Raw genomic sequence first — 23,641 nt, 5'->3', positions numbered from 1 at the left:
CGCGCCCCTTAGGTTCGCTGCACTCCCCGGAGGTTTCCCATCATGTCCGTCAACGTCCGCATCCCCACCATCCTTCGCACCTACACCGGCGGTCAGGCCGAGGTCAGTGCCGAGGGCGGCACCCTCGCCGAGGTGATCGCCGACCTGGAGAAGAACCACAACGGGATCGCCGCCCGGGTTCTCGATGATCAGGGCAAGCTGCGGCGGTTCGTGAATGTGTACGTGAATGATGACGATGTCCGGTTCGAGCAGGGCCTGGAGACGGCGACGCCGGACGGCGCGGGCGTGTCGATCATTCCCGCCGTCGCGGGTGGCTGACCCCCGGTCCGTACCCGTCGGTAGTAACCGTCGGTAACTTTGATTACCGAGAGTTCATCGAATTGCCCCCTCCGTGAGAGAAGCGGAGGGGGCAATTCTCTATGGTTGAGCACTGTAGAGTTGGGGAACCCGGTCCGATCACCGTAGTGATTCCATGCCGGATGCATATGTGATTCCGCCGCACGCCCTATATGAAGTAGCCAAAGTGTGCAGGCCTTTTGTGTATTTCGCTCCTTTTGTGGGGCCCGACTTGCCCTGAATTCGGGCGAATTGTTCGTACATTCCCGACCGGTCGTGTCCAGAATTCTCGTCCGATTGACCTGTTGCAGAGGGCAGTTGGACAGATACATTCGGCCGCGGTCGACGCGTTCCGGCGCACACCCCCAACCGTTGGGGGGTGAGGTCTGACCCGGATCCGCGAAGTGTGGATCTGTGCAAGGGCCAGTAATAGGGGAGTTAGGCATGGCTCAGGGCACCGTCAAGTGGTTCAACGCGGAGAAGGGGTACGGCTTCATCGCGGTCGACGGTGGTGCGGATGTATTCGTCCACTACAGCGCGATTCAGATGGACGGCTACCGCACCCTGGAAGAGGGCCAGCGGGTCGAGTTCGAGATCTCGCAGGGTCAGAAGGGGCCGCAGGCGGACATGGTCCGACTCGCGGCCGGCTGAAGTAACGCGCCGGGTTCAACGCAGCGACGTTCTTCGTTCTTCGTAGGAGGGCTCGCACCCCGTTTTCGGGGTGCGGGCCCTCTTGTGTGCGCGGTGTGGGGTGCGCGGTGGGCCGTGATCGGTCCGGGGCGGGGCGTGCGTCGGTCGCGCAGGGGGTTGCGCACGGGGGCGCGGGGGGCGCGTTCACCTGCGGATCACCGAAAGGCGCTTGCACTCGCAGGGGTCGAGTGCTAATCATTGGCGTTAGCACTCTGAAGGTGAGAGTGACAACGAGGACCGGGTCGGCGAGGCCCGCAAGCCGGGTGGGGCAAGGAACCACGAGGCAGGCAGGCCGTCCGTCGCGGGCGCCAGCGCGGTCCGGAGCAATCCACCCCCTGTCCGGGAGGACCACTTCACATGGCCAAGATCATCGCGTTCGACGAGGAGGCACGGCGCGGCCTCGAGCGCGGCATGAACCAGCTCGCGGACGCCGTCAAGGTGACGCTCGGCCCCAAGGGCCGCAACGTCGTCCTCGAGAAGAAGTGGGGCGCCCCCACGATCACCAACGACGGTGTGTCCATCGCCAAGGAGATCGAGCTCGAGGACCCGTACGAGAAGATCGGCGCCGAGCTGGTAAAGGAAGTCGCGAAGAAGACGGACGACGTAGCCGGTGACGGCACGACGACCGCGACCGTCCTGGCCCAGGCGCTGGTCCGCGAAGGCCTGCGCAACGTCGCCGCGGGTGCCAACCCGATGGCCCTCAAGCGCGGCATCGAGAAGGCCGTCGAGGCCGTCTCCGGCGCCCTGCTGGAGCAGGCGAAGGATGTCGAGACCAAGGAGCAGATCGCTTCCACGGCCTCCATCTCCGCCGCCGACACCCAGATCGGCGAGCTCATCGCCGAGGCCATGGACAAGGTCGGCAAGGAAGGCGTCATCACCGTCGAGGAGTCCCAGACCTTCGGTCTGGAGCTGGAGCTCACCGAGGGTATGCGCTTCGACAAGGGCTACATCTCGGCGTACTTCGCCACCGACATGGAGCGTATGGAGGCCGTCCTCGACGACCCGTACATCCTGATCGCGAACTCCAAGATCGCGAACGTCAAGGACCTGCTCCCGCTCCTGGAGAAGGTCATGCAGTCGGGCAAGCCGCTGCTGATCATCGCCGAGGACGTCGAGGGCGAGGCCCTGTCGACCCTGGTCGTCAACAAGATCCGTGGCACCTTCAAGTCCGTCGCCGTCAAGGCCCCGGGCTTCGGTGACCGCCGCAAGGCGATGCTGAACGACATCGCCATCCTCACCGGTGGCGAGGTGATCTCCGAGGAGGTCGGCCTCAAGCTGGAGAACACCACGATCGACCTCCTGGGCCGTGCCCGCAAGGTCGTCATCACCAAGGACGAGACCACGATCGTCGACGGGTCCGGCTCCTCGGAGCAGGTCCAGGGCCGGGTCAACCAGATCCGCGCCGAGATCGAGAACAGCGACTCGGACTACGACCGCGAGAAGCTCCAGGAGCGCCTGGCGAAGCTCGCGGGCGGCGTGGCCGTCATCAAGGCCGGTGCCGCGACCGAGGTCGAGCTCAAGGAGCGCAAGCACCGCATCGAGGACGCCGTTCGCAACGCGAAGGCGGCCGTCGAGGAGGGCATCGTCGCCGGTGGTGGCGTGGCCCTGCTGCAGGCCTCCTCGGTCTTCGAGAAGCTGGAGCTGACGGGTGACGAGGCGACCGGCGCCAACGCCGTGAAGCTCGCCCTGGAGGCCCCGCTCAAGCAGATCGCCGTCAACGGCGGCCTCGAGGGCGGTGTCATCGTCGAGAAGGTGCGCAACCTGCCCGTCGGCCACGGCCTGAACGCCGCGACCGGTGAGTACGTCGACATGATCGCCGAGGGCATCATCGACCCGGCGAAGGTCACGCGCTCCGCGCTGCAGAACGCGGCCTCCATCGCCGCGCTGTTCCTCACCACCGAGGCCGTCATCGCCGACAAGCCGGAGAAGGCGTCCGCGCCTGCCGGTGGCGGCATGCCGGGCGGTGACATGGACTTCTGATCGACCCCGGTCGATCACCGTCCTGCGGTACCGAGGGCGGCACTCCCCGGAAACGGGGGGTGCCGCCCTCGGGCGTGTCCGGGGTCACATCGGACGTGGGCGCGGCGGCGGAATGCGGTGGCGGGCGGGGCGGTTGTGCGGAGGTGACTATATGCATGCGCATGTAGTGCAGTGTCCGTGCCACCTTCGAACCACCCGTGGCACCCATGCCACCCATGCCGTCCGAACGTCCCGAGGAGTCCCACGTGACCACCGCCTCCACCGCCCGTGCCGCCGAGGTACTGTCCCGGCCCGTCACGATCAACGGTCTGACCGTCCCGAACCGGATCGTCATGGCGCCCATGACGCGGACGTTCTCGCCCGGTGGTGTGCCGGGGGCGGACGTGGCCGCGTACTACGGGCGGCGGGCGGCCGCGGGGGTCGGGCTGATCGTGACCGAGGGGACCTACGTCGGGCACGAGACCGCCGGGGACCTGGACAACGTGCCGAGGTTCGCCGGTGAGGAGCAGCTCGCGGGGTGGGCGAAGGTCGCGGAGGCGGTGCACGCCGGGGGCGGCACGATCGTCCCGCAGCTGTGGCACATCGGGGCCGTCCGGCAGCGGGGGCAGCTCTTCCCCGAGGCGCCGGTCCTCGGCCCGTCCGGTCTGCGGGTCGACGGCACCGAGGCCGAGGGCGGCCGGGCCATGACGCAGGCCGACATCGACGAGGTCATCGAGGCCTTCGCCAAGTCCGCCGCCGAGGCGGAGCGCATCGGCATGGACGGCGTCGAACTGCACGGCGCCCACGGCTACCTGATCGACCAGTTCCTCTGGGAGCGCACCAACCGCCGTACGGACGCCTACGGCGGTGACCTCGTCGCCCGGACGAGGTTCGCGGCGGAGGTCGTGGCGGCCGTGCGGGACTCCGTGTCCGCCGATTTCCCCGTCATCTTCCGCTACTCGCAGTGGAAGCAGGACGGCTACGACGCCCGCCTCGCCCAGACGCCCGAGGAGCTGGAGGCGCTGCTGAACCCGCTCGTCGCGGCCGGCGTCGACGCCTTCCACGCGTCGACGCGCCGCTACTGGCAGGCGGAGTTCGAGGGTTCCGAGCTGAACCTCGCGGGCTGGACGAAGAAGCTCACCGGCAAGCCCGCCATCACGGTCGGCTCGGTCGGTCTGGACGGCGAGTTCCTCACCGCGTTCGCCGGTGAGGGCGCGACGACGAAGGCGATCGACGACCTGCTGAACAGCCTGGAGGCCGAGGAGTTCGACCTCGTTGCGGTGGGCCGCGCACTCCTCCAGGACCCGCAGTGGGCCGCGAAGGTCCTCGACGGCCGCTTCGACGAGCTGAAGGCGTTCCAGCCGGCGGCGCTGACCTCGCTCAGCTGAACCTCATCACCCGTACCTTTCGCCAAGTCTCCCCAGTACCCGGCGGTAGCGAGCCAATTCCGTCATATGTGTCGTTGTACTGTCGTGGGCACAGCGCCGTCGGCGCCCCAACTCCGGTGACTATCCTGGTAGTTGGGGCGCCGATGGGCTGATGATCGGATCCCCCCACGCATCGGACAGGCATCCCCATGGCACGACACAAGCTCATCCTCAAGAACAAGCGGTACGTCGCGGCCGCTGCCGCCGTGGCGGCCGTCGCCGGTGGTCTCGGTGTGGCCGCCACCGCGGACGCCGGCGAGCCCGTCGCCCGGAAGACCCCGGTGAAGAAGGTCGTCGTCAGGACGGTGTTCGCACCGGCCGACACCGCCGCCTTGGCCCCGGCCGTCACCTACTCCACCGAACTGGTGCCCGTGGCCGGCCGGGTGCAGGTCAAGGAGGAGCTGCGGCGCGACGGCGGTACGCGGATCGAGCTGCGGCTGCGGGACCTCGCCGCGGACCGTACGTACGGCGCTCATGTACACACCAAGCCGTGCGGCAAGCTGCCCGCCGACGCCGGGCCGCACTACCAGAACGAGCTGGACCCGAAGCAGCCCTCCGTCGACCCGGCCTACGCCAACCCCGAGAACGAGGTCTGGTTGGACCTGAGGACGAACGGGAACGGCTCGGCGCGTTCGATCGCGGTCGTAGACTGGCGGTTCCGCGAGGGCGGGGCCCGTTCCGTGGTGCTGCACGAGGCCGCCACGTCCACGCACGAGGGTCACGCGGGGACGGCCGGCGCGCGACTGGCCTGCGTGAACGTGCCGTTCGTGTAGGGGCGGGCAGGGCGCGCGGGAACCAGCCGCCGCGCCGAGGCGGGTCAGTCGGCGTAGTCCTTGAGCTTCTCGGTGTCCAACGTGTTGCTCACGGGCGCCGGGATCTCGACGGTCGCGCCCCACGGGTGGGACTCGGTCTGCCGGTACCGCCGAGGGGGTCGGACCACTCGCCGTCTCCCCGGAAATGGTCCACCGGTACGAGCGTGCCGTCGGTGCGCGCGCGGCCCTTGCGATATGTCTCGGCCTTCACTCCGGACTCGGGTACGAGGCCCAGGTCCGGACGGTGTTGCATGCACTGACGCAGCAGCTACATGAAGATCGAGCGGTGGTTGCCGTCCGGCATTGCCTTGACCTCGACTTTTCCGTTGAGGTACTCAAGCCGCACGGTTTCGGGAGCCGCTGCGGCCAGCTCCTCGAACTCGTCGACGTCGAGCGGGCCGTGCCGGACGCACAGCTTCCCGCCGAGGAACTCCAGCCGGTTCCGCTGCTCCCTGGGAGCCCTGCGGACGAGTTCCTCGAAGTCCTCGACGGACATCTGCGGGCGCTCATCGGTGTCAGGGGGTCATGGTGTCGCCTCCTTCCCCCGTCGTGCCCCGGTGCGATGCCGCCGGACCGTAGGAGCGTCATACGAGTGTCCTTTCGCGTGGCTGTGGTGACATCGCCGCACGGATCCGGGCCGCGTGGGTGTGGACTGCGGCGGCGGAGAGGGGCGTATGGGGGTGGGCGGGGGCGCGTTCGCCTCGGCAGGCGCTGCAGACACCGCCCGGCAGGGCTTCCGGGCGGCCCGGGGTACGGCAGTGGGCGCATTCCAGCATGCGGAGGGGTGGACGGGAAGGGTGTGGTTCCGGGGCCCGGTCCGGCTCCCGTTGCGGTTGCGGCTCCGGCTCCGGTGGGAGTTTGTCGCGGAGGCGGGTGCGGATGAGGGCCGCCGGGCTGTGGACCGGGACGGGGAGGCCCGCGGTGAGGGCCCGGTGGATGTGCTCCTCGGTGGCGCCGCGCTCGAACCACGGTGCCAGCAGCGGGGCCAGGGCCACGCAGTCGGCCTGCGAGAGGGACAGGGCCGGAACCGTACGGCCGAGGGCGGCGAGCAGGATGTGGGCGCGGGAGCGGGTGGGACGGGTCCGTTCCGATTCCTCCTCGGGTACGTCACCCCGTGTGAAGCCCGCCCACCAGTCGTCGTCGCGCGCGGTACGGGAGAACCACGTTCGGGTGATCCAGTGCGCGGTGCCCGACTCGGCGGTCAGGTGTTCGCGGCCCCGGCGCAAGTACCCCGCCCCCTGCAGCCTGTTGAGGGCGGTCCGCAGGGCGCACTGGCCGTACGGCAGCTCCTTGGCCAGCGTTTTCACGCTGATGTCGGCGCCGTCGGGAAGCCGGTCGAGGTACGCGGCGATCGCTGCTTCGCGGGGGAGAAGGTCCGCGAAGTCGTGTGTGGTGCGGGGGAGTTGCCCAGGGGCGGCACGTTTGCCGTAGCCCGGGGCCGCCATGGGATGGCGATGCGGAGGGTGTGAGTCCGCGTGCGCGGGCGGGGCGGCGGCACTAAAGTTGGCAACAGCCATGGGATCGAACTTTTCCTTCGATCTTGTAGGTCAAGCCCCCGCAGGTGTTGGTAGCACCTGGCGGGGGCTGTTTCGTCTGCGGGCACCGTATCAGCATCGTCACCGTGCGTGGCAAGTCGAACGCGTGACGTCAACTTGCCGGGTGGGAGGGTGGGTTGAGGCCCACCTCCCCATCCGAAAAAAGAGGGCTCGCGGCTGACGGCTTGAGCTTCGGGGCGTATCGGCGAGGGTTAATTCGCTCGCCCGGGGGCGGGGCGGATGAGTAGCGTGGGGGCACTTCGGTGATCACGCTCTCCAGAAGGACGCCGCAGAACGGGAGCGGGCGAGCACGCACACCTGTGCGTGGCCAAGAAGCGGGCGGCAGTGAGTTTGCCCTGCCCTTCTCCCGCGCACAGGAGTGTCCCGCCATGAGTTCCGTAGCTGTATCCGCCCGCATCCCCGTCGGGCTCGGTCTGCCCGTCGACGACCCCGCCGGTCTGCTGACCTGGGCCCGGCTCGCCGACGCCAGCCCCTTCCGCACACTTGGACTGCTGGACCGCCTGGTCTACGACAACCCCGAACCGCTGGTCACGCTGGCCGCGCTCGCCGGGGCCACCAGCCGTGTCCGCGTCCAGACCGAAGTCCTGCTCGCCCCGCACCACAACACCGCGGTCCTCGCCAAGCAGACGGCCACGCTGGACCGGATCTCCGGCGGGCGCTTCACCCTCGGCATCGGGGTGGGCGGGCGTGAGGACGACTGCCGGGTCGCCGGGATCGACATCCGGCGGCGCGGCCGTCGCCTCGACGAGCAGCTGGAGCAACTGCGTTGGGCCTGGTCAGGTCAGCCCTACGCGGAGGGGGTCGGGGCGGTCGGACCGCTGCCCGCCACCCCCGGCGGCCCCGAGGTCCTCTTCGGCGGCTTCGCCCCTGCCGCGCTCGAACGCGTCGCACGCTGGGGCGACGGCTTCCTTGGCGCGGCGCTGCCTCCGACGTACCTGGACCGTCTGTTCCGCGACGTCGAGGCCGCCTGGGAGAGGCACGGGCGCTCCGGGCGCCCGAAGCTCGTGGCGCAGGTCAGCGTCGCGGTCGGGCCGCCGTCCGTGATCGCCGACGCCCGCGCCAACCTGCTGCGCTACTACGCCTTCACCGGCCGCGCGGAGTACATGGCGGAGGGGCTGCTGACCACACCGGAGGCCGTACGGGCGGCGGTCGCCGGGTACGCCGGGATCGGGGCGGACGAGGTGATCCTGTACTGCTGGTCACCCGACCCCGGCCAGATCGGGCGCCTCAGTGAAATGCTGTTCGAACAGTAGGTGTTGGTGCAGTAGGCGTTGGTGACGGACGGGGGTCCTGGTGGGTACGAGACGCGCGCGGAAGATGTTGCGGAAGATGGAGAGCGGTGAGCCCGTGCAGCTCGTCATCAGCATGACGACGATGAAGGGGCTCACCCGGCTCGCCTTCATCGCCGAGCAGTTCGGGTACGAGTACATGGACCTGAACATCACCAGTGACAACAAGATGGCGCTGCGCCTCGTGCCCGACCCGAGCCCCGAGGGCCGGGAGCGTGCCGAGCGGAACCGGGCGCGGTATCCCGACGCGCGGAACGGTGGTTCGCTGCCGCCCGTCGTGCCCGAAGAGGTCGAACTGCTCAGGGCCCGCATGTTGTTCGACCTCGGGCATCAGCACACGGACAAGCAGCGGCTGGCCATCGCGGGCATCGGTCTCAGCGGGCTGGCCTTCGGTATCGGATACCTGTTCAAGGACGTCGCTGTGGGCGTGGGTGTCGTCGTCGGCATCGGCAGCTGGGTCGTGCTCATGGGTATGGCGTATGCGGGCCTTGTCGCGACCCGTCGTCGCAACGCCAAGTACACCGCCCGGCTGGAGGCCGCCGGGTTCACGCCGGTGACCGACCGGGCCGGCCGCCTGCGGTATCTGCCGCCGGGCGGCCGACTGCCGGGCCACGGCAACCCGTTCGGCTAGCGCCGCTTCAGGTCGTCGACGAACGCGGACCACACCTCGGCCCGGAACACGAGCGCCGGGCCGAGGGGGGTCTTGGAGTCCCGCACGGGGATGTGGGTGGGGTGGCCTTCGGCGACTTCGAGGCAGTTGCCGCCGTCGCCGCCGCTGTAGGTCGACTTGTGCCAGGTGGCGGTGTCAGAGATGTTCCTCATGCGTGTAATCCTGGGCCATGACCTCAAGCATGACCAGGGACTTCTCGGGCGAGAGCGCTGCGGCGGTGAGGAACTCGTAGGTGCGTCTCTGGTGTCGGACTGTGGCCGGGTCGTCCTCCAGACGCCCGGTGCCGACCCCCTCGTAGTAGACCAGTGGCGGGGCCTCGTCGAAGTCCATCAGCTTGAGAGCACCTTGCATCGCCGCATGCGCTCCCGCCTCGAACGGCAGTACCTGTACGACGACCCGACTCTGTCGGACCAAGCCGATGATGTGGAGCAGGGCCTCTGCCATCACCTCGCGTCCGCCCGTCACACGCCGTAGGGCGGCCTCGTCCAGCACCGCCCACAACAGCGGTTCGGTTGGATCATCGAGGATGCGTGCCCTCTCCATTCGGGCCGTGACCAGTTCGTCGATCACTCTCTGTGGTGCCGTCGGTCGGTACGCCCGGCACACGGCACGTGTGTACGCCGGTGCCTGGAGCAATCCGGGGATCAGTAGAGGCGCGTACTCCCTGATCTCCGTGGCCTCTGTCTCGGCCTCCGCAGCTTCCGCGAAGTGCTCCGGATACTTGGACTTGGCGGCGGCCTGGCAATTCCGCAGGAAAAAGTCCCCCGTCTCCAGCGCCACATCGATCAGCCGCGCGATCTCCGGCTGCAACCGCCGTACCGCCGACTCCAGTTGCCCCACGAACGACCCGCTCACGAACAACCGCTGGCCCAGATCCTCCTGGCTGAGCCCCGCCCTCTCCCGGGCATGCCGCAACTCCGCCCCCAGCAGCGCCCGGGGTGACGACGACGGGTCCAGATCCTTCGGTCCTGGCATGGCCACGGCTCCCTGTCCAGCAGAACCCCTGTTGGGGCGTCGTATCTGGCCAGGCTAAAGCCCTTTCGGACACGCTGTGTGGTGAATCGGCAACCCAGTGTGGAGGGCGTGGACGTGGAGAACAGAGCGGCGGCGAAGGGGCGCAACCCGGTGCGGACGACCGAGGAGGCCGTGGAGCAGCTCGACCGGGCGCTGCGCGGCGTCGGGATCGTCCTGCCGTCGCTGCGGGTCGATCCGATCACCGGAGCCAGCGAACTGCCTTACCCACTGGTCGAGTTGGGCTGCTGCAATCTCCAGGTCGCCGCCAACCTGGCCGCCGTCCTGCGCGAGGCGGCCGAGACGTGACGGCGTCGGCGCGGTCGTACGCCGTCGACGTGCGGGACGGCCGGATCGGCGAGGTGATGGGCCGGGAGGGCGGTTACGTGCAGTTGCGGCCGGTCGGGGGCGGACGGGAGTGGGACTGTCCGCCGGGCGCGCTCCGCGAGGCGGCCCCGGGGGAGGTGCTGCGGGCCCGGGTGCGACAGGTCAACGAGGAGGGAAGGCTGCCGTGTTGAGCGCTTGGTGACACTTGGAGGGAAACTGTCCCCTTTGCGGGGTGACCGTGCCAGGCTGGACGGTCATGGATCGAGGGCGGGGGACGGCGATGCGCGGGACGCTCGGGTTGGTGGCGTGTCTGGTCGGACTGGTGTGCGGGTGCGGTGGGTCGGGCGGTGATACGGGCGGCGGGTCCGGCGGCGACGCGAAGGCGGGGCCGGACAGGCCGCGCGCCACGGCCCCGGCCTCCCCCTCTGCCTCGGATTCCGGGGGCGGGGGCCGGGCGTACGTGACGTTCACGTCCGCCGAGCCGGTCAGCCCGGACACCCTGGAACGGGCCGCCGGGCTGATGCGGGACCGGGTGAAGGCGGCCAAGCTGACGGATGTCGAGGTGACGGTCGAGGAGAAGCGGCAGATCACGGTGGCGGGCCCGGCCGAGAGTCAGGAGTCGTTGAAGGCGCTGGGCGCGCCGGCCGAGCTGGCGTTCCGGCCGGTGCTCAGCCAGCTTCCGACGCAGGACAAGGGCACGTGCCGGGCGGAGGCGGACGCTTCCCCGTCGCAGCCGCTGACCGCGTGCGGGGAGCAGCAGGACGCCCTGTCCACGTACGAACTCGGCCCCGTCGCCGTGCCCGGCACGGATGTGTCCGACGCGGCGGCGGACGTCGACGCGGCGCGTGGCGGCGGCTGGTTCGTGACGCTGGAGTTCACCTCGGCGGGCGCGAAGAAGTTCGCTGACGTCACGGGCCGGCTGGCCCGGCAGACCCCGCCACAGAACCAGTTCGCCATCGTCCTCGACGGTACTGTCGTCTCCGCTCCCTCCGTGAGCACCGCGATCACGGGCGGCACGGCCGAGATCTCCGGCGACTTCACCCCGCAGGAGGCCGAGGAACTGGCGGCCAACCTGGACACGGGCGCCCTGCCCGTGCGGCTGAGGGTGTCCTCCGTGACGACGGTGCCGGCTTCTCAGGGCTGACCACGGTGACCGGGCCGGGGCCGTTCGAGGTACTGGAGGATGCCGCCGACGGAGAAGCAGAGGGCGCCGGTGAGGGTGCCCCAGTTGGCGATGTCGGCGTTGATCAGGCTTCCGGTGGCCGGGCGGGTGTAGGCGGCGAACGCCGAGACCATGAAGAGGACCGAGCCGAGCTGGTTCACGGCGACGATCCACCAGCCGAGGTCGTGCGGCAGCAGGCGCGGCCGGCCGTGGCAGATCTCCACGAGGGCGAGGTGCCCGGAGATCAGGAAGAGCACGCAGCCGATCATGTCGGGCGTCCAGATCAGACGGTTGACCTGCTGCACGCTCAGGCCCTGGAGGAAGGAGTCGAGCAGGTTGACGGCGAAGACCAGGGTGCCGGCGAACAGGACGAACGTGCTCAGCCAGTCGGCCCGCGCCGGCTCGTAGCTCCACCAACGCCAGCGCCGGGTGACCAGGACACCTTCGCCGCCCGGCACATGGCGAGGCGCGTTGATCACCTGGAGCAGGGACACATAGCCGCCGGTGTTGAAGCACAGGCCGCCGGCGAAGTAGATCGACGCGGCGGTGGTGGCGTCGCCCGAGCCGAACTGGGCGACGGCAGCACCCGCGGCGAACAGTGCTCCGCCGAGGACGAAGACGGTGGCGGCGATCGCGTTGAGCCTGCGCAGCCGGGCGACGGCGGTGTCGTCGGCGCTGGCGTGACGGGCGGCGGCCGCGCCGGTCGGGTGGACGGTGATGAGTCCGCGGCGCCGGGCGAGCCGCGACTCCCAGACCGCGGTACCGCCGCCGGGCGGCTGCCAGGTGAGCCGTGTCGTGAACGGCCCGGCGCCCTCGGCGTGCTGTCGGGCCTGTCCGGCCTCTCCGAGCTGTCCGGGCTGTCTCATCGAGGGCCGTCTGCCGCTGCGCCCATGGCATCTCCCCAGGTCACTGAGGGGCCGGGTGCCGTCGACCGCGGACCCTGAACCCCCGTCGACTCTGCCAGACCCGGGGGGAGGCGGCCCGGTGTCGGAGCGTGCGTTGGTCCGATCAGCGGATGTCGTGTCGGCTGGGCGTCAGCCGGGCGTCGGGTGTGGGTGTGGGTGTCGGGGGGTGCGGCGTCCTGCGGGGGACCCGCTCAGACGTTCCCCATCGGCTCGATGTCCATCCGGACCGGCTCGCCCCAGATACGCGTCACGTCGTAGTCCGTGAACTCCTGGACCAGGCGGTACGCGATGGCGGGGCGGGGGCCCCGGCGCTGCGCGGCGAGAAACAGCTCGGCCTCGCGGCGGTCGCGGCGGGGGGTGCCGCAGAGCTGCCAGACCTGGCCGTTCCACGCCTCGGGGAGCCAGCGCTGCTGGGGCTGGGGGCGGTCGTCCCGTATGCCGTAGCGCGAGGGGGCCTGGGCGGCGGGGCCGGTGGGGCGGGGAGGGCCGTAGCTGTCGTTCAGCTGGGTGCGGCGGGCGGCGCGGCGGCGGGTCTCGCAGAGGAGACAGCGGTCCGGGGCCTCCTCGTCGACCGGGCCGTTCGGATGCTCGGCGCAGCGGGTCGTCGGCTTGGCCGCCGTGACCGTGTCGTCCAGCAGCTCCAGGGCACGCCTGATGTCCGCCTTCACCTCGTGCAGCCGGGCGTCCGTCGTCTCGGCGCTCAGCGTCTCGCCGTGTTCCCCGAGGAGACGCAGGGCACGGCCGAGGGCGGTGAGCTGGGCGTGGTTCACGGGCTCGGTCCTTTCCTGGGAAGTGGGCATGGGGGCATGCGGGACATCAGCGATCCCCACCACCGTGCCACATACCACTGACAGCGACTCCGGGGCCGGGCCGCATCGATCCGGCTATGTACACTGAAGGGCGAGATCAACGATGATTCTGTACATCGTGGGAGCCGGAGGGTCGCATGTCCCTGACGCACATCGACATCGACGACGAGACGCTGGAGACCGCCAAGCGCCTGGGCGGGCACCGGACGAAGACGGCGGCCGTGGCGAAGGCGCTGGAGGAGTACAACCTGCGGCTGCAGCGCGGCGCCGCCCATGACAAGTACTTCGAACTCGCCGAGGAGTGGGACATCGAGGGAGCCGAGGCCGCGCATCGCGCGGACAAGGAGGCCCACCGCGCGTGAGCGGCTATCTGCTGGACTCGTCCGCCCTGTGGCGCCTGCTCCGGGACCGGCATCTCCACGACGTGTGGCGTCCGGTCGTCATGGACGGCGACCTCCGGTCGTGCTACCCGCAGCGGGCGGAGTTCCTGCGGTCCGCTCGTGATCTCAAGGAGTACGAGGCGTACCACGCGATGTTCGCGGCCCTCTACGCCGACGTCTCCGTACCGAAGAACGCGCCGCACTGGATCGGCGGGCTGCAGCTCAGGGCCGCCGAGCAGGGTGAACACCAGGCACTGTCCGCCGTCGATCTGCAGATCTGCGCCACCGCCGCTCACCATGGTCTGGTCGTCCTGCACGACGACAGGGACTTCGTGAGAGCTGCCCGTCTGGCGGTCGAGCTGCGACAGCTCAACGTTCATCAAGGGCCCTTGTAGGTCGGCCCCGTCATCGCCGCCGCCAGGGCCGCCCGCAGGTGGCCCTCGTTCTCCGTCAGCAGGCGGGTCGCGGTGTCCGCGTCCACGCCGGTCAGGATGGTGAGGATGGCGTGCTTGACCTGGCCGTTCGTGGCCGTGAGGGCCGTTTCGATCTCGGTGTCCGTCGCGCCCGTGGCGAGGGCGACGATGCGGTGGGAGCGGGCGCGGAGCTTGTCGTTGGTGGCGCGGACGTCGACCATGAGGTTTCCGTAGGTCTTGCCGAGACGGATCATGGTGATCGTCGAGAGCATGTTGAGGACCAGCTTCTGGGCCGTGCCGGCCTTGAGGCGGGTCGAGCCGGTGACCAGCTCCGGTCCGGCGACGATCTCGATGCCGTGGTCGGCCGCCGCGGCGAGCGCGCTGGCCGCGTTGCAGGACAGACCGATGGTGAGCGCGCCGACCGCGCGCGCGTGCTCCACCGCGCCCACCGCGTACGGGGTGCGGCCGGAGGCGGAGACGCCGACCACGGTGTCGTCGGGCGTGAGTCCGAGCGCGTCGAGGTCGGTCCGGGCCAGCTCCGCCGAGTCCTCCGCCCCCTCGATCGAGGTGATCACGGCATCCCGGCCGCCCGCGATCAGGCCCACGACCTGCGAGGGCGCGGTGTTGAACGTCGGCGGGCACTCGGACGCGTCCAGGACGCCCAGCCGCCCGGCCGTACCCGCCCCCGCGTAGACGAGCCGGCCGCCCCGGGCCATCCGCTCCGCGATCGCGTCGATGGCCGCCGCGATCAGGGGCAACTGCGCGGAGACCGCCGTCGGCACGGTCGCGTCCTCGGCGTTCATCAGCTTCGCGATGTCCAGCGTCGGCAGCTGATCGATGTCGGCCAGCTCCGGCCGGAACGCCTCGGTCGTCAGCGACTCCAACTCGGCGCGCACGGCCAGGTGGTTGGGGAGGGCGGAGGCGTCGGGAGTGCCGGGAGTGGAGGGCATGGGGGGCTCATTCCGTACGGGGCCGTGCGGTGGTACGGCGGTGCTGCGGGTGCTTCGCTGCGGAGGCCTGCGCGGTGCCGGGGCGCTCGTCACCGGGTGCTACCGGGACGGGCCGCCGACCCGGTGCCGGTGTGCCAACGCCTCGTACGACGCCGACAGCGCGGGCGCCGCCGACTCGTACGTGCGCTGCGCCACCCCGACGAACAGGCAGTCCACCACCAGCAGCTGACTCGTCCGGGACGACATCGCCGCCGGTCGCAGCTCGCTCTCCCGGGCCGTGGACGTCGTCAGGACGTGGTCGGCGTACTGGGAGACCGGTCCGTCCGGCCGTCCGGTGATCGCGATCGTCGTGGCCCCGTGGTCGAAGGCGACCCGCAGCGGCTCGATGACGTCGCCCGTCGAGCCGGAGTGGGTGATCGCCACGGCCACGTCCTTCGCGCGGAGCTGCACCGCGTTGGTGACGGCGAGGTGCGGGTCGCTGTGGGCGTGGGCTATCAGCCCTATGCGGAGCAGCTTCTGCGTGAGGTCCTGCGCGACCAGCCCGGACGCCCCGACGCCGTAGATGTCTATACGGCGGGCCCCGGCGAGCGCTCCGACCGCCGCGCCGAGCTGGGCCATGTCGAGTCCGGCCGCCGTGTCCGCGAGGGTCTGCTGCTCGTCGTAGGCGAGCTTGGCGACCACGTCGGGCAGCGGGTCGTCCACCGCGATGTCGGCCGTGACCGAAGGGGCGCGGCCCGACTGCTGGTGGGCGGCGAGTCCGGCGAGGGCGAGGCGCAGGTCGCGGTAGCCGGGGTAGCCGAGGAGGCGGGCGGTGCGGACGACCGTCGCCTCGCTGGTGCCGGTCAGCTCGGCGAGGCCGGTGACCGTGAGGGCGGCGCAGGCCGCCGGGTCGTTCGCGACGGCCTCCGCGACGCGCTGCATCGAGCGGGTCATGGACGGGGCCAGCGTCCGCACCTTCGCCGCGAGGGCGGCGGGGGCGGGTGGTGCGGACGACGTGGTCGCGGAGCCGCTCCGGCCTTCGGCCGGGCGGCCGGCGGCCTGTCCGGTCGCGGCTGCGAAACTTTCCTTCACGTCATCACTCACATGATGAAAGATATTTTCTTTCCGGCCGTATGGTCAAGGGCCGCACAATGGGTGCATGAGCCCCAGCAGTGACCCCGTGAGCCCCCTTGAGCAGGCGCTGCACGCGGCCCGCGCCCTCGTACTCGCCGATCTGGCGGCCGGGAGGGTCGCCGAGGCCGATGTCGTGTCCATGGTCGAGGAGTCGGTCGTGCAACGCCGCTGGTGGGTCGAGCAGTGGCCGGACGGGGTGCCGTACGTCGCCGGGCTCGTCGCCCAGGACGTCCAGGACGCCCTGCTCGAACGGTACGGCCGCTGGCCCCTCTGCCCGGTCTGCGACGACGGCGACCCGCACGCGCTCGACGTGGAACCGGAGCTGGGACCCGACCCGCGATGGGTGTGCCACAAGGCGGGGGTGCGGGTCGCGGCGGTGGGGGCGCTGAGGACGGCGATCGGAGAAGCGGCGGGAGAGGGGCCCGGAGGCGCGTTCGAAGAGGGGCCCGGAGGGGCGTTCGGAGAGGGGCGTTCCTCGTGAGCCTCTACATCGATCCGCCCACCTGGCCGGGGCACGGCCGCATGTGGTCCCACCTCGTGAGCGACCACTCCTTCGACGAACTGCACGCCTTCGCGCAGCGGTTGGGCATCCCCGAGCGCGCCTTCGAACGCGACCACTACGACATCCCGTCCCACCGCTACGAGGAGGTCGTGCGGGCGGGAGCCGCGGAGGTCGGCTCGAAGGAGCTGCTGCGCAGGCTGACGGAGGCGGGCCTGCGCAGACCGAAGCGGCGGGGCGCCACGACGGCCTGAGCGGTCCCGGCCCGTGCGGTACCGGCCCGTGCGGTCCCGGGCCCGTGCGGTCCCGGCCGGTGCGAGTCGGACCCGGTGGACGTCAGGTGCCGAGGCGGAGTTCGTACGCGAACTGCGTCCCGTGCTCGCCGTCGCCCCAGTCGTCGCTGACCTTGTGGAAGCCGGCCCGGGTGACGACGCCCTGTGAAGGAGTGTTCGTCTTGTCGACGACCGCGAAGAGTGACCGTACGTCGCCCTGTTCCCGGGCCCGTTCCCGTGCCCAGTCGGCCAGCCCGCGCAGTGCCTCGGTCATGTAGCCGCGTCCGCGCGCCCCCTCGACCAGGTCGTAGCCGACCTCGACGCGGCCCTCCTCGTCCGGGGCGCCGTGGTAGCCGAGCGCGCCGACGGCCATGCCGTCCTCCTCGCGTACGAGCACGAACATGCCCCACTCCGGCCGGTGCACCCCCGCCTCGTACGCCTGGAACACCAGCCCCGCCCCGACCCGCGTCCCGTCGATGGGCCCGCCCACGATCCAGTCGAAGCCCCCCGTGCCGCTCTCGGCGAGATCGGCCGCGGCGGCCGGGTGGACGCCCTGGAGGACGATCCGCCCGGCGTCGATGTGCAGCGGGTTGCGCCACCGCCACTCCGTGACGGGCGCGCGCCCCGGCAGCTCGCCCCGGCCGGTGGCCCACAGCAGCGTCGCCCAGGGGTCGTCACCGGGCCTGACATGCGGGAAGAGGCGCGCGAGCACGGTCTCGCAGAGCCCGACGGGCGGCAGGTGCGCGGATGCGGGCAGTCCGAGGCCCTCCGCGATGTCGTACGTGTGCAGCAGCACCTCGGCGACCCCCATCGCCGCGAAGCCCTCACGGTCGGCCGCGCGGAACGGATACGGGTGGTAGCCCCGCACCGAGCGGGGAGTGGCGGTGACGGTGGCGGCCAGCAGCACACCGGTCGTCCGGATCACCTCCAGTACGTCGGCGTTGTCCTCGCACTCGGACATGTCGATCTCGAACGGCACCCAGCGAGCCGTCGGCCGCCCCGCCAACTGCCCCGCGTACGCGAGCAGGTCCGACGCGATGTGGTCGGCCGTCCCCCGGCAACTCCACTCCAGCCGACCGGCCTTGACGCCCTCCCAGTCCTGGTCGACCACCGTCTCCAGCACCGCCAGACAGTGTTCGACCGCTTCCTGTACCTGATCCCCACCCATTGGTCGCATGGCGGCGAGGATAGGCGGGGTCAGACGTCCGTACGTACCGGATTTACGGCGCTGTCACCGCTCCCGGCCACCAGCCGGGAGGCCCGCGTACGCCGGTGCAGGCGCAGCGACACGGCCGTGGTGCCGATCGCGGCGGCGGTGATGGCGGCGCCCGCCCAGGCGGTGGAGGCGAAACCGAAGCCCGCGTCGATGACCACCCCGCCGACCCAGGGGCCGCCGGTGTTGCCGAGGTTGAACGCGGCGGTGGTGGTGGCGCCGGCCAGGGTCGGGGCGGCGCCCGCGACGTTGAACAGCCGGGCGTTGAGCGCCGGGGCGGTGTAGAAGCAGGACACCCCGAGGAGGAAGGAGAGCAGCACGGCGGCGACGGCGTACTGGGCGAGCAGCGCCAGGGCGACGAGGAAGACGGTGGAGGCGGTGATACCGCTGAGCAGCACCCCGAAGAGGTGCGCGTCCGCGACCCGGCCCCCGATCGCCGTGCCGATCAGCGCGCCGATCCCGAACAGCGCGAGAACCGTCGGCACCCATCCGTCGTCCAGCCCCGCCACGTCCGTGAGCAGCGGCGCGAGATAGCTGAACGCGCAGAAGACACCGCCGGCGGCGAGCGCCACGACGGCGATGGTCAGCCAGACCTGCCGGTCGCGGTAGATCCGGACCTCCTGCCCGAGCCGGGGCAGCTCCTCGGGCCGGGGAATGGCCGGAACCAGTGTCACGACCCCGACGAGCGCGATCGCCGAGGCCACCGCCACCGCCCAGAACGCCGACCGCCACCCGAAGTGCTCCCCGAGGAACGCCCCCGCCGGCACCCCGAGCACGTTCGCGATCGACAACCCGCCGATCATGATGGCCAGGGCGCGCGCCCGCGCGTTCACCGGCACCATCGCCACGGCCACGGCCGCCCCGACCGCCCAGAACCCCGCGCAGGCGAGTGCGCTCACGACCCGGGAGGCGAAGAGGACGCCGTAGTTCGGGGCGAGGGCACCCGCGACCTGCCCCAGCCCGAAGATCGTGATCAGCGCGACCAGCGTCGTACGCCGGGGCAGACGCAGCGTCGCCACCGCCAGCAGCGGCGCCCCGACCACCATCCCGATCGCGAACGCCGAGATCAGCAGCCCCGCCCGTGGAATGGACACGTGCATGTCCTCGGCGAGGGGCGGCAGCAGCCCGGAGAGCATGAACTCACTGGTGCCGAGCGCGAAGACGGCGAGGCCGAGGACGTAGACGGAGAGGGGTATGCGGAAGCGGGCGGGGTGGTCCTGGGCGGTGGCGGCAGAAGACATATACAGGGGCAACCGGCGGCCGGGGGACCGCATTCCCTCGTGGCTCGATCGATGCGCCCGGTCAGCCCGTCAGCAGCGCCAGCTCGGTGCGGAGGTTCTCCCGCGCCCGGCCTTCCCACTCCCGCTCCCCGTACGGCGTCCTGAACAGCCGGGGCAGGTCGAGGAGCTGGCGCAGCACCGCCGCGCGGCCCTCCCGGAACGCCTCGTCCGGTACGAACCCGTACTCCTCCCGCACGGCGGCGGCGTAGGCGGCGTACGCGTCCGGCGGCGACGCGAGGATCGCGAGGTCCGCGTCGCACAGCACCTGCCCGTTGGAGTCGTCGTCGGCCGGATCATGGGTGATCGTCAGCCGCACCAGCCGGGCGACCTCCGCCACCTTCGCCGCCGGCACCCCTGCCTCGGTCAGCGCCCGCTCGGCGAGCCGGGCCGACCGCTCCTCGTTCTCCGACCTGTCCGGCAGGTACACGGCGTCGTGGAACCAGGTCGCCAGCCGCACGAGATCCGGGTCCGCCGCGTACTCCTCCAGTACCTCGACGCGGTCCAGCACCGCCGTGAGGTGATCGAGGGTGTGGTACTTCCGCTGAGGCTCGGACCACCGTTCGATCAGGTTCTCGGCGTACGGTCCCGGCGCGGGATCGCAGGCCCCGTCCCGGGCGGAGAGCAGCGCGGGGAGCCAGCGGTGGCGGAGGGCCACGCGGCGGGCCTCGGAGACGCCGGGTGTCTCAGGCGTCTCCGGTGTCTCAGGGGCGTCAGGTGTCTCGGGGGCGGACATGTACGCATTGTGCCGTGACCGGGCTCGACTCCACCCACCCCGACCTCCGCGAGATCGAGACGGGTCGTCTCTCTCGCCCCCCGCGCGAAGGGCTGCTGAGGGCGGTCACCCTTCACGGGCCGCCGCCACGAAGTGCGACCAGGCGGCGGCCCCGAAGACGAGAACACCGCCGGCCGGGTTCTTGCTGTCGCGGACGGGGACGAGGCCGGGGAAGTCCGGACCCGGAGGGGTTGAGTGTCTTCGGCTTCGGCATCGGCAACTCCCTCTCGCGCAGCCGCTCTTGTTGAACGGAGCCCCGATCAGGGTAGATGCGGAGCGTGCTCGTCCCAGTGTGAAACGTGACGACCGCGTCCAGCACGGCCACCTGTTGTAAATTGGACTAGACCTGTTGTCGTCCACGCGAAGCCGAAGCCCGAGGGAAGGGGCCCCATGACCACGCGCGCGCTTCTGGAGGTGATCGCCCTCGGTGCCGAGGACGCCGTCGCCGCCCAGACCGGAGGTGCCGACCGGCTGGAGCTGGTCGCGGACATGGCGTCCGACGGACTCACCCCGGCGGTCGCGACGTTCGTGGAGGTGCAGGCCGCCGTAGACATCCCGGTACGGGTCATGCTGCGGCTCGCCGACGGGTTCGCGGCGGGGTGTGTGGACGCGTTGGTGCGGGTGGCGTGCGATCTGCGGGCGGCCGGGGCGGAGGAGTTCGTGCTCGGGTTCCTCGGGGAGGACGGCGGGCCCGATCTGGACGCGGTGGAGCGGGTGGTCGCCGAGCTGGACGGGCGGGCGTGGACGTTCCACCGGGCGATCGACCGCGCCGCCGACCGGGAGGCCCTGCGCAAGCAGCTCGCGGACCTGCCGGGGCTGGACACCTACCTCACGGCGGGCTCGGCGTCCGGGGTCGACGCCGGGCTCCCGGTGCTGCTGGCCGAGGCCGCGCGACGCGGTGACCCCGGCTACACCCAGCGCCTGCTGATCGGCGGGGGCCTGCGGCTCGACCACGTCCCCCGGCTGCGCGCCGCCCGCGTGGACGCCTTCCACATCGGAGGAGCGGCGCGCCCGGGAGGCTGGTCCGCGCCGGTCGACGCGGACGCGGTACGCGCATGGCGCCGAGCCCTGGACGCCGGTCGCGTCGCATAGCACCGGACACGGGCCCGCGCGTGGCCCGCCTCGGCCGCTCGGCTCACAGGGCACCTGACCGCGCGGGCTGCCACCCGCGCGGGCAAGTGGTCCATGCTGCCGACGCGGACCGTGGCGCGGCACCGCGACGGTCCGGCCGGAGCGGCGACGGAACCCGCCGCCGCAGGGCCGGCCGGGACTTCCGGCCGCCGCCTCCGAGGCGGCCCCGCCCCCGCCGAAGCCGCCCGCTGGGCTACGCGTTCGGGTCGAACGTGATGCCCGACGGCATCGCCTTCGTGAGGTTGGAGGCGAAACTGCCGTCCTTGAGGCCGAAGTTGGCGCTGCCGAAGTCGTAGGCGACGAGGGTGTCGCGGACGCCGGACGGGTAGCCGTTCCAGCCGACGAGCGGCGGGTACTGCCAGGTGCCCTTGTGGTTCTCCGGCGGCTCGTCGTTGGAGCCCGCGAGGCGGAAGCAGTGCGTCCGGATTCCGTCCTTGTGGTAGACGATCTTCGCGTGGGTGCCGTCCCAGCGCACCGACGACGCGGCGTGCACGGTGAAGCCGCCGTGGTTGGAGGTCGAGACGTACTGGGCCGTGCCGTTCTGCACCCAGACGACGACGTGCTCCCAGTCGTGCCGGTGCCCGCCGATGCTGCTGCCCGCGACCGCCTGGTCCTTCTCGAAGTAGAGGTCGTACATGATTGCGCACCAGCCGTTGTTGCACTTGTAGCGCGAGTAGCCGTTGGTGTTGTCCAGGTCGGACGCGCCCCGGCAGTCGCCGCTGAGTGAACCGGTCGGCTTGAGGCCGCCGTTGACCGTGCCCGTCGGGCCGATCGCGGGAGTCGAGTAGCAGCCGTCCGTGTCGTAGTCGTACGCCGGCTGCCATGTCTTCTCCAGCGCCTCGGCGTTGGCGGGAAGCGCGGCGGGCGGCGCCGCGTACGCGCTGCCCGCGACACCGACGACCAGTGCGACGGTGGCGCCCAGGGTGACTGCGGATCTGCGGAAACGACGCGAAGTACGCGTGCGTGAACCTGTCTTCACTGCGACCTCCTGATGGACCGCGGCGCGGGGGGAGACGGCCGGGAGCCGGGGTGCGGGGGTGCCACGTGCTGCGAAGTGGCATGCGCAGGTCAGATTCGCCGTACTGGCGGGTAGTGCGCAAGAGGCGGGGGGTGTCGGAGTGATGAAGAATCAAATGTTGTGCGGATCCTGTGCGTTACCCCGGTGGTCACGCCGGGCGCACCGGACGCCGTCGCGCGCTCACACATCACGGGTAGATATCCGCCGCGTAGTTGTTGTGTGCGAAGTCGCCGCGCGCACCCGCTCGGAGATCGTTCCGCCTCCCGCCCGCGTGCATAGTGGTCTCCGCCCCAGCTAAGCGGGGGCATGACAAGTTTCATCACACGGGGGACGGGCTTCCATGCCATTCATACGCCGCCGCGGCCTCACGGCCGCGGCCGCCGTGATCGCCGCGATCATGGTCACCACCACTGCCTGCAGCAAGACCGACGAGAGCGGGGCCAAGGCCTCGGACTCCACGACCGCCCAGGCGGACGCGGGCGACGGCGTCGACACCGGCGAGAACGAGAGCGGCGGTGACACGACCGTCGGTGGCTTCAAGCTCCCCAAGGGCGTGCCCACCGACCTCAGCGGTGACGCGCTGCGGAAGTGGAAGGACGGTGGCTGGCAGGACTTCGGCGGCGACTGGGCCTCCAGGGCCGAGGACTTCGCCAACCCGTACATCGAGGACTTCTGGACGCCCGAGCGCATCGCCGAGGCCGAGGAGAACCTCCCGGACCTGCCGGCGATCGCCGAGGCGGGCAACACCGCCACCGGGTCGAGCAAGACCACCCAGGTCTGGCTGCCCGACGGCAAGGTCAAGAAGCAGCAGGCCGCCAAGGTCAAGGCGACCTACCACAAGAACGCCGCCCCGGTCGGCAAGCTGTTCTTCACCACGCCCCAGGGGTCGAGCGTCTGCTCCGCCGCGGTCGTGAAGGACCCGGCCCACCCGGGCAAGTCCAACCTCGTGTGGACCGCCGGGCACTGCGTGCACGCGGGCAAGGGCGGCGGCTGGTACCGCAACATCGCCTTCGTCCCGTCCTTCAACAACTCGGGCAAGCTGAACATCGACCAGGCGTCCCGGGACTACCGCGCCGGCAACGTCTCCCCGTACGGCCTCGCCTGGGCCGACTGGGCCACCACCTCCGGCACCTGGATCAAGGGCGGCGCCGCGAGCAAGGGCACCGTGGCCGCCGCGTACGACTACGCCGTCCTGCACATGAAGCCGGAGAAGGGCGCCAAGTCCCTGGAGGAGCGCGTCGGTTCGGCCCTGCCGGTGTGGTTCAACGCCCCCGCCGCCAACAAGGTCAAGAACATGAAGGTCCGCGGCTACCCGGCCGAGGCCCCGTACGACGGCTCGAAGATGTACCACTGCCAGGGCGCCACCAAGCGCTTTGTCCTCGGCTACAGCTACCCGAGCGACTACCCGGCCCAGTACATGGTCGGCTGCACCATGAACGGCGGCGCCTCCGGCGGCCCCTGGTTCACGACCTACAAGGGCCGCACCTACCTGGTCTCCAACAACTCCCTGAGCGACCGCGCCACGTTCATCACCGGCCCGCGCCTGGGCAAGAACGCCAAGCAGGTCTACCTGGCGACCAGCAACAAGTTCAAGTAGGCCACCCGCACAGGCACGGCCACCCGCACACCACGGCCCTCGGTGACCTC

Annotated in this window: 30 protein-coding genes; 16 read left to right on the top strand and 14 right to left on the bottom strand. The window is 70.8% G+C overall.

Annotated features, from left to right (window positions below; genetic code table 11):
• The first annotated feature begins 42 nt into the window (after positions 1-42).
• The 5 genes from ACWCRJ_RS11485 (at position 43) to ACWCRJ_RS11465 (ending at position 5,185) form a co-directional block, all read left to right on the top strand.
• The gene (locus tag ACWCRJ_RS11485; RefSeq protein WP_275457709.1) at positions 43-318 is read left to right on the top strand and encodes a MoaD/ThiS family protein; all 276 of its coding nucleotides are present in this window, start codon (positions 43-45) and stop codon (positions 316-318) included.
• 462 nt (positions 319-780) lie between these two features.
• Positions 781-987 carry a cold-shock protein gene (locus ACWCRJ_RS11480; protein WP_005486335.1) on the top strand — a complete coding sequence of 69 codons (207 nt, stop codon included), beginning with the start codon at positions 781-783 and terminating at the stop codon, positions 985-987.
• Positions 988-1,383: 396 nt separating this feature from the next.
• Positions 1,384-3,006, top strand: coding sequence for a chaperonin GroEL (groL, locus tag ACWCRJ_RS11475; protein WP_059080350.1), 1,623 nt, complete (start codon positions 1,384-1,386; stop codon positions 3,004-3,006).
• Positions 3,007-3,221: 215 nt separating this feature from the next.
• Positions 3,222-4,373, top strand: a complete 1,152-nt coding sequence (locus ACWCRJ_RS11470) for an NADH:flavin oxidoreductase (RefSeq protein WP_450939069.1) — start codon at positions 3,222-3,224, stop codon at positions 4,371-4,373.
• Between the two features lie 188 nt (positions 4,374-4,561).
• Positions 4,562-5,185 carry a superoxide dismutase family protein gene (locus ACWCRJ_RS11465; protein ID WP_450939068.1) on the top strand — a complete coding sequence of 208 codons (624 nt, stop codon included), beginning with the start codon at positions 4,562-4,564 and terminating at the stop codon, positions 5,183-5,185.
• Between the two features lie 44 nt (positions 5,186-5,229).
• On the opposite strand, the gene ACWCRJ_RS11460 is transcribed toward ACWCRJ_RS11465, so the two are convergent.
• The 3 genes from ACWCRJ_RS11460 to ACWCRJ_RS11450 all read right to left on the bottom strand — a co-directional run bounded on the left by ACWCRJ_RS11460 (position 5,230) and on the right by ACWCRJ_RS11450 (position 6,669).
• Positions 5,230-5,352, bottom strand: a complete 123-nt coding sequence (locus ACWCRJ_RS11460; RefSeq protein ID WP_450939067.1) for a hypothetical protein — start codon at positions 5,350-5,352, stop codon at positions 5,230-5,232.
• Positions 5,353-5,492: 140 nt separating this feature from the next.
• Positions 5,493-5,720, bottom strand: coding sequence for a hypothetical protein (locus ACWCRJ_RS11455; RefSeq protein ID WP_450939066.1), 228 nt, complete (start codon positions 5,718-5,720; stop codon positions 5,493-5,495).
• 88 nt (positions 5,721-5,808) lie between these two features.
• Positions 5,809-6,669, bottom strand: a complete 861-nt coding sequence (locus ACWCRJ_RS11450) for a hypothetical protein (RefSeq protein WP_450939065.1) — start codon at positions 6,667-6,669, stop codon at positions 5,809-5,811.
• Positions 6,670-7,148: 479 nt separating this feature from the next.
• Between ACWCRJ_RS11450 and ACWCRJ_RS11445 the strand changes: the two genes are divergently transcribed.
• A complete protein-coding gene (locus ACWCRJ_RS11445; RefSeq protein WP_450939064.1) occupies positions 7,149-8,033 on the top strand; it encodes an LLM class flavin-dependent oxidoreductase in 885 nt (294 codons plus the stop codon).
• Positions 8,034-8,109: 76 nt separating this feature from the next.
• Entirely contained in the window at positions 8,110-8,700 is a 591-nt protein-coding gene (locus ACWCRJ_RS11440) for a hypothetical protein (RefSeq protein ID WP_450939063.1), read from the top strand.
• Here ACWCRJ_RS11440 and ACWCRJ_RS11435 read toward each other — a convergent pair.
• Both ACWCRJ_RS11435 and ACWCRJ_RS11430 read right to left on the bottom strand, forming a co-directional pair.
• Positions 8,697-8,891 carry a DUF397 domain-containing protein gene (locus tag ACWCRJ_RS11435; protein WP_450939062.1) on the bottom strand — a complete coding sequence of 65 codons (195 nt, stop codon included), beginning with the start codon at positions 8,889-8,891 and terminating at the stop codon, positions 8,697-8,699. The two genes, ACWCRJ_RS11440 and ACWCRJ_RS11435, sit on opposite strands and share 4 nt — an antisense overlap.
• Complete coding sequence (locus ACWCRJ_RS11430) at positions 8,875-9,714, bottom strand: helix-turn-helix domain-containing protein (RefSeq protein ID WP_450939061.1); 840 nt, start codon at positions 9,712-9,714, stop codon at positions 8,875-8,877. The genes ACWCRJ_RS11435 and ACWCRJ_RS11430 overlap by 17 nt, the downstream gene beginning before the upstream one ends.
• 114 nt (positions 9,715-9,828) lie before the next feature.
• On the opposite strand from ACWCRJ_RS11430, the gene ACWCRJ_RS11425 reads away from it, so the two are divergent.
• The 3 genes from ACWCRJ_RS11425 to ACWCRJ_RS11415 all read left to right on the top strand — a co-directional run bounded on the left by ACWCRJ_RS11425 (position 9,829) and on the right by ACWCRJ_RS11415 (position 11,221).
• A complete protein-coding gene (locus ACWCRJ_RS11425) occupies positions 9,829-10,059 on the top strand; it encodes a hypothetical protein (protein WP_450939060.1) in 231 nt (76 codons plus the stop codon).
• On the top strand, positions 10,056-10,268 hold the full coding sequence (locus ACWCRJ_RS11420) for a hypothetical protein (protein WP_450939059.1): 213 nt from the start codon (positions 10,056-10,058) through the stop codon (positions 10,266-10,268). Before ACWCRJ_RS11425 ends, ACWCRJ_RS11420 begins: the two co-directional genes overlap by 4 nt.
• 269 nt (positions 10,269-10,537) lie before the next feature.
• On the top strand, positions 10,538-11,221 hold the full coding sequence (locus tag ACWCRJ_RS11415; RefSeq protein ID WP_450939058.1) for a preprotein translocase subunit SecD: 684 nt from the start codon (positions 10,538-10,540) through the stop codon (positions 11,219-11,221).
• On the opposite strand, the gene ACWCRJ_RS11410 is transcribed toward ACWCRJ_RS11415, so the two are convergent.
• Both ACWCRJ_RS11410 and ACWCRJ_RS11405 read right to left on the bottom strand, forming a co-directional pair.
• Positions 11,212-12,105: a hypothetical protein gene (locus ACWCRJ_RS11410; protein WP_450939057.1), complete on the bottom strand. Its 894-nt coding sequence runs from the start codon at positions 12,103-12,105 to the stop codon at positions 11,212-11,214. The two genes, ACWCRJ_RS11415 and ACWCRJ_RS11410, sit on opposite strands and share 10 nt — an antisense overlap.
• Before the next feature lie 230 nt (positions 12,106-12,335).
• On the bottom strand, positions 12,336-12,914 hold the full coding sequence (locus tag ACWCRJ_RS11405; RefSeq protein ID WP_450939056.1) for a hypothetical protein: 579 nt from the start codon (positions 12,912-12,914) through the stop codon (positions 12,336-12,338).
• Positions 12,915-13,090: 176 nt separating this feature from the next.
• On the opposite strand from ACWCRJ_RS11405, the gene ACWCRJ_RS11400 reads away from it, so the two are divergent.
• Together ACWCRJ_RS11400 and ACWCRJ_RS11395 are read left to right on the top strand one after the other, a co-directional pair.
• Complete coding sequence (locus tag ACWCRJ_RS11400) at positions 13,091-13,315, top strand: type II toxin-antitoxin system VapB family antitoxin (RefSeq protein ID WP_450939055.1); 225 nt, start codon at positions 13,091-13,093, stop codon at positions 13,313-13,315.
• The gene (locus ACWCRJ_RS11395) at positions 13,312-13,728 is read left to right on the top strand and encodes a PIN domain-containing protein (protein ID WP_450939054.1); all 417 of its coding nucleotides are present in this window, start codon (positions 13,312-13,314) and stop codon (positions 13,726-13,728) included. The genes ACWCRJ_RS11400 and ACWCRJ_RS11395 overlap by 4 nt, the downstream gene beginning before the upstream one ends.
• Here ACWCRJ_RS11395 and murQ read toward each other — a convergent pair.
• Together murQ and ACWCRJ_RS11385 are read right to left on the bottom strand one after the other, a co-directional pair.
• Positions 13,713-14,696, bottom strand: a complete 984-nt coding sequence (murQ, locus tag ACWCRJ_RS11390; protein ID WP_450939053.1) for an N-acetylmuramic acid 6-phosphate etherase — start codon at positions 14,694-14,696, stop codon at positions 13,713-13,715. The genes ACWCRJ_RS11395 and murQ overlap by 16 nt on opposite strands.
• A gap of 99 nt (positions 14,697-14,795) precedes the next feature.
• Positions 14,796-15,779: a MurR/RpiR family transcriptional regulator gene (locus ACWCRJ_RS11385; protein ID WP_450939052.1), complete on the bottom strand. Its 984-nt coding sequence runs from the start codon at positions 15,777-15,779 to the stop codon at positions 14,796-14,798.
• Positions 15,780-15,834: 55 nt separating this feature from the next.
• On the opposite strand from ACWCRJ_RS11385, the gene ACWCRJ_RS11380 reads away from it, so the two are divergent.
• Positions 15,835-16,290, top strand: a complete 456-nt coding sequence (locus ACWCRJ_RS11380; protein WP_450939051.1) for a hypothetical protein — start codon at positions 15,835-15,837, stop codon at positions 16,288-16,290.
• The gene (locus ACWCRJ_RS11375) at positions 16,287-16,562 is read left to right on the top strand and encodes a DUF4031 domain-containing protein (RefSeq protein WP_450939050.1); all 276 of its coding nucleotides are present in this window, start codon (positions 16,287-16,289) and stop codon (positions 16,560-16,562) included. Before ACWCRJ_RS11380 ends, ACWCRJ_RS11375 begins: the two co-directional genes overlap by 4 nt.
• A gap of 82 nt (positions 16,563-16,644) precedes the next feature.
• Here ACWCRJ_RS11375 and ACWCRJ_RS11370 read toward each other — a convergent pair whose 3' ends face one another.
• The 4 genes from ACWCRJ_RS11370 to ACWCRJ_RS11355 form a co-directional block, all read right to left on the bottom strand.
• Positions 16,645-17,748: a GNAT family N-acetyltransferase gene (locus ACWCRJ_RS11370; RefSeq protein WP_450939184.1), complete on the bottom strand. Its 1,104-nt coding sequence runs from the start codon at positions 17,746-17,748 to the stop codon at positions 16,645-16,647.
• A 29-nt stretch (positions 17,749-17,777) separates the two neighbouring features.
• The gene (locus ACWCRJ_RS11365; protein WP_450939049.1) at positions 17,778-19,034 is read right to left on the bottom strand and encodes a Cmx/CmrA family chloramphenicol efflux MFS transporter; all 1,257 of its coding nucleotides are present in this window, start codon (positions 19,032-19,034) and stop codon (positions 17,778-17,780) included.
• A gap of 61 nt (positions 19,035-19,095) precedes the next feature.
• Positions 19,096-19,806 (bottom strand): HD domain-containing protein, encoded by a 711-nt coding sequence (locus ACWCRJ_RS11360; protein WP_450939048.1) that lies wholly within the window; start codon positions 19,804-19,806, stop codon positions 19,096-19,098.
• 105 nt (positions 19,807-19,911) lie between these two features.
• Positions 19,912-20,205 carry a DUF397 domain-containing protein gene (locus ACWCRJ_RS11355; protein ID WP_450939047.1) on the bottom strand — a complete coding sequence of 98 codons (294 nt, stop codon included), beginning with the start codon at positions 20,203-20,205 and terminating at the stop codon, positions 19,912-19,914.
• 30 nt (positions 20,206-20,235) lie between these two features.
• Here ACWCRJ_RS11355 and ACWCRJ_RS11350 point away from each other — a divergent pair, with 30 nt between their 5' ends.
• A complete protein-coding gene (locus tag ACWCRJ_RS11350; RefSeq protein ID WP_450939046.1) occupies positions 20,236-20,937 on the top strand; it encodes a copper homeostasis protein CutC in 702 nt (233 codons plus the stop codon).
• A 232-nt stretch (positions 20,938-21,169) separates the two neighbouring features.
• Here ACWCRJ_RS11350 and ACWCRJ_RS11345 read toward each other — a convergent pair whose 3' ends face one another.
• Positions 21,170-21,955, bottom strand: a complete 786-nt coding sequence (locus ACWCRJ_RS11345; protein WP_450939045.1) for an NPP1 family protein — start codon at positions 21,953-21,955, stop codon at positions 21,170-21,172.
• 379 nt (positions 21,956-22,334) lie between these two features.
• On the opposite strand from ACWCRJ_RS11345, the gene ACWCRJ_RS11340 reads away from it, so the two are divergent.
• Complete coding sequence (locus ACWCRJ_RS11340) at positions 22,335-23,591, top strand: trypsin-like serine peptidase (RefSeq protein ID WP_450939044.1); 1,257 nt, start codon at positions 22,335-22,337, stop codon at positions 23,589-23,591.
• The last annotated feature ends 50 nt before the right edge of the window (positions 23,592-23,641 follow it).

This window comes from Streptomyces sp. NPDC002324 (assembly GCF_053593335.1).
The sequence above is the reverse complement of the archived record's forward strand: the minus strand, read 5'-3'. Positions and strand labels throughout refer to the sequence as shown.

Coding starts and splice junctions, on each gene's coding strand:
- ACWCRJ_RS11430 (WP_450939061.1), bottom strand. CDS start 9,714: ATGCCAGGACCGAAGGATCTGGACCCGTCGTCGTCACCCCGGGCGCTG.
- ACWCRJ_RS11400 (WP_450939055.1), top strand. CDS start 13,091: ATGTCCCTGACGCACATCGACATCGACGACGAGACGCTGGAGACCGCC.
- ACWCRJ_RS11435 (WP_450939062.1), bottom strand. CDS start 8,891: ATGAGGAACATCTCTGACACCGCCACCTGGCACAAGTCGACCTACAGC.
- ACWCRJ_RS11340 (WP_450939044.1), top strand. CDS start 22,335: ATGCCATTCATACGCCGCCGCGGCCTCACGGCCGCGGCCGCCGTGATC.
- ACWCRJ_RS11350 (WP_450939046.1), top strand. CDS start 20,236: ATGACCACGCGCGCGCTTCTGGAGGTGATCGCCCTCGGTGCCGAGGAC.
- ACWCRJ_RS11480 (WP_005486335.1), top strand. CDS start 781: ATGGCTCAGGGCACCGTCAAGTGGTTCAACGCGGAGAAGGGGTACGGC.
- ACWCRJ_RS11410 (WP_450939057.1), bottom strand. CDS start 12,105: ATGAGACAGCCCGGACAGCTCGGAGAGGCCGGACAGGCCCGACAGCAC.
- ACWCRJ_RS11380 (WP_450939051.1), top strand. CDS start 15,835: ATGAGCCCCAGCAGTGACCCCGTGAGCCCCCTTGAGCAGGCGCTGCAC.
- ACWCRJ_RS11365 (WP_450939049.1), bottom strand. CDS start 19,034: ATGTCTTCTGCCGCCACCGCCCAGGACCACCCCGCCCGCTTCCGCATA.
- ACWCRJ_RS11445 (WP_450939064.1), top strand. CDS start 7,149: ATGAGTTCCGTAGCTGTATCCGCCCGCATCCCCGTCGGGCTCGGTCTG.
- ACWCRJ_RS11455 (WP_450939066.1), bottom strand. CDS start 5,720: ATGTCCGTCGAGGACTTCGAGGAACTCGTCCGCAGGGCTCCCAGGGAG.
- ACWCRJ_RS11470 (WP_450939069.1), top strand. CDS start 3,222: ATGCCGTCCGAACGTCCCGAGGAGTCCCACGTGACCACCGCCTCCACC.
- groL (WP_059080350.1), top strand. CDS start 1,384: ATGGCCAAGATCATCGCGTTCGACGAGGAGGCACGGCGCGGCCTCGAG.
- murQ (WP_450939053.1), bottom strand. CDS start 14,696: ATGCCCTCCACTCCCGGCACTCCCGACGCCTCCGCCCTCCCCAACCAC.
- ACWCRJ_RS11370 (WP_450939184.1), bottom strand. CDS start 17,748: ATGGGTGGGGATCAGGTACAGGAAGCGGTCGAACACTGTCTGGCGGTG.
- ACWCRJ_RS11440 (WP_450939063.1), top strand. CDS start 8,110: ATGGAGAGCGGTGAGCCCGTGCAGCTCGTCATCAGCATGACGACGATG.
- ACWCRJ_RS11360 (WP_450939048.1), bottom strand. CDS start 19,806: ATGTCCGCCCCCGAGACACCTGACGCCCCTGAGACACCGGAGACGCCT.
- ACWCRJ_RS11465 (WP_450939068.1), top strand. CDS start 4,562: ATGGCACGACACAAGCTCATCCTCAAGAACAAGCGGTACGTCGCGGCC.
- ACWCRJ_RS11450 (WP_450939065.1), bottom strand. CDS start 6,669: ATGGCGGCCCCGGGCTACGGCAAACGTGCCGCCCCTGGGCAACTCCCC.
- ACWCRJ_RS11485 (WP_275457709.1), top strand. CDS start 43: ATGTCCGTCAACGTCCGCATCCCCACCATCCTTCGCACCTACACCGGC.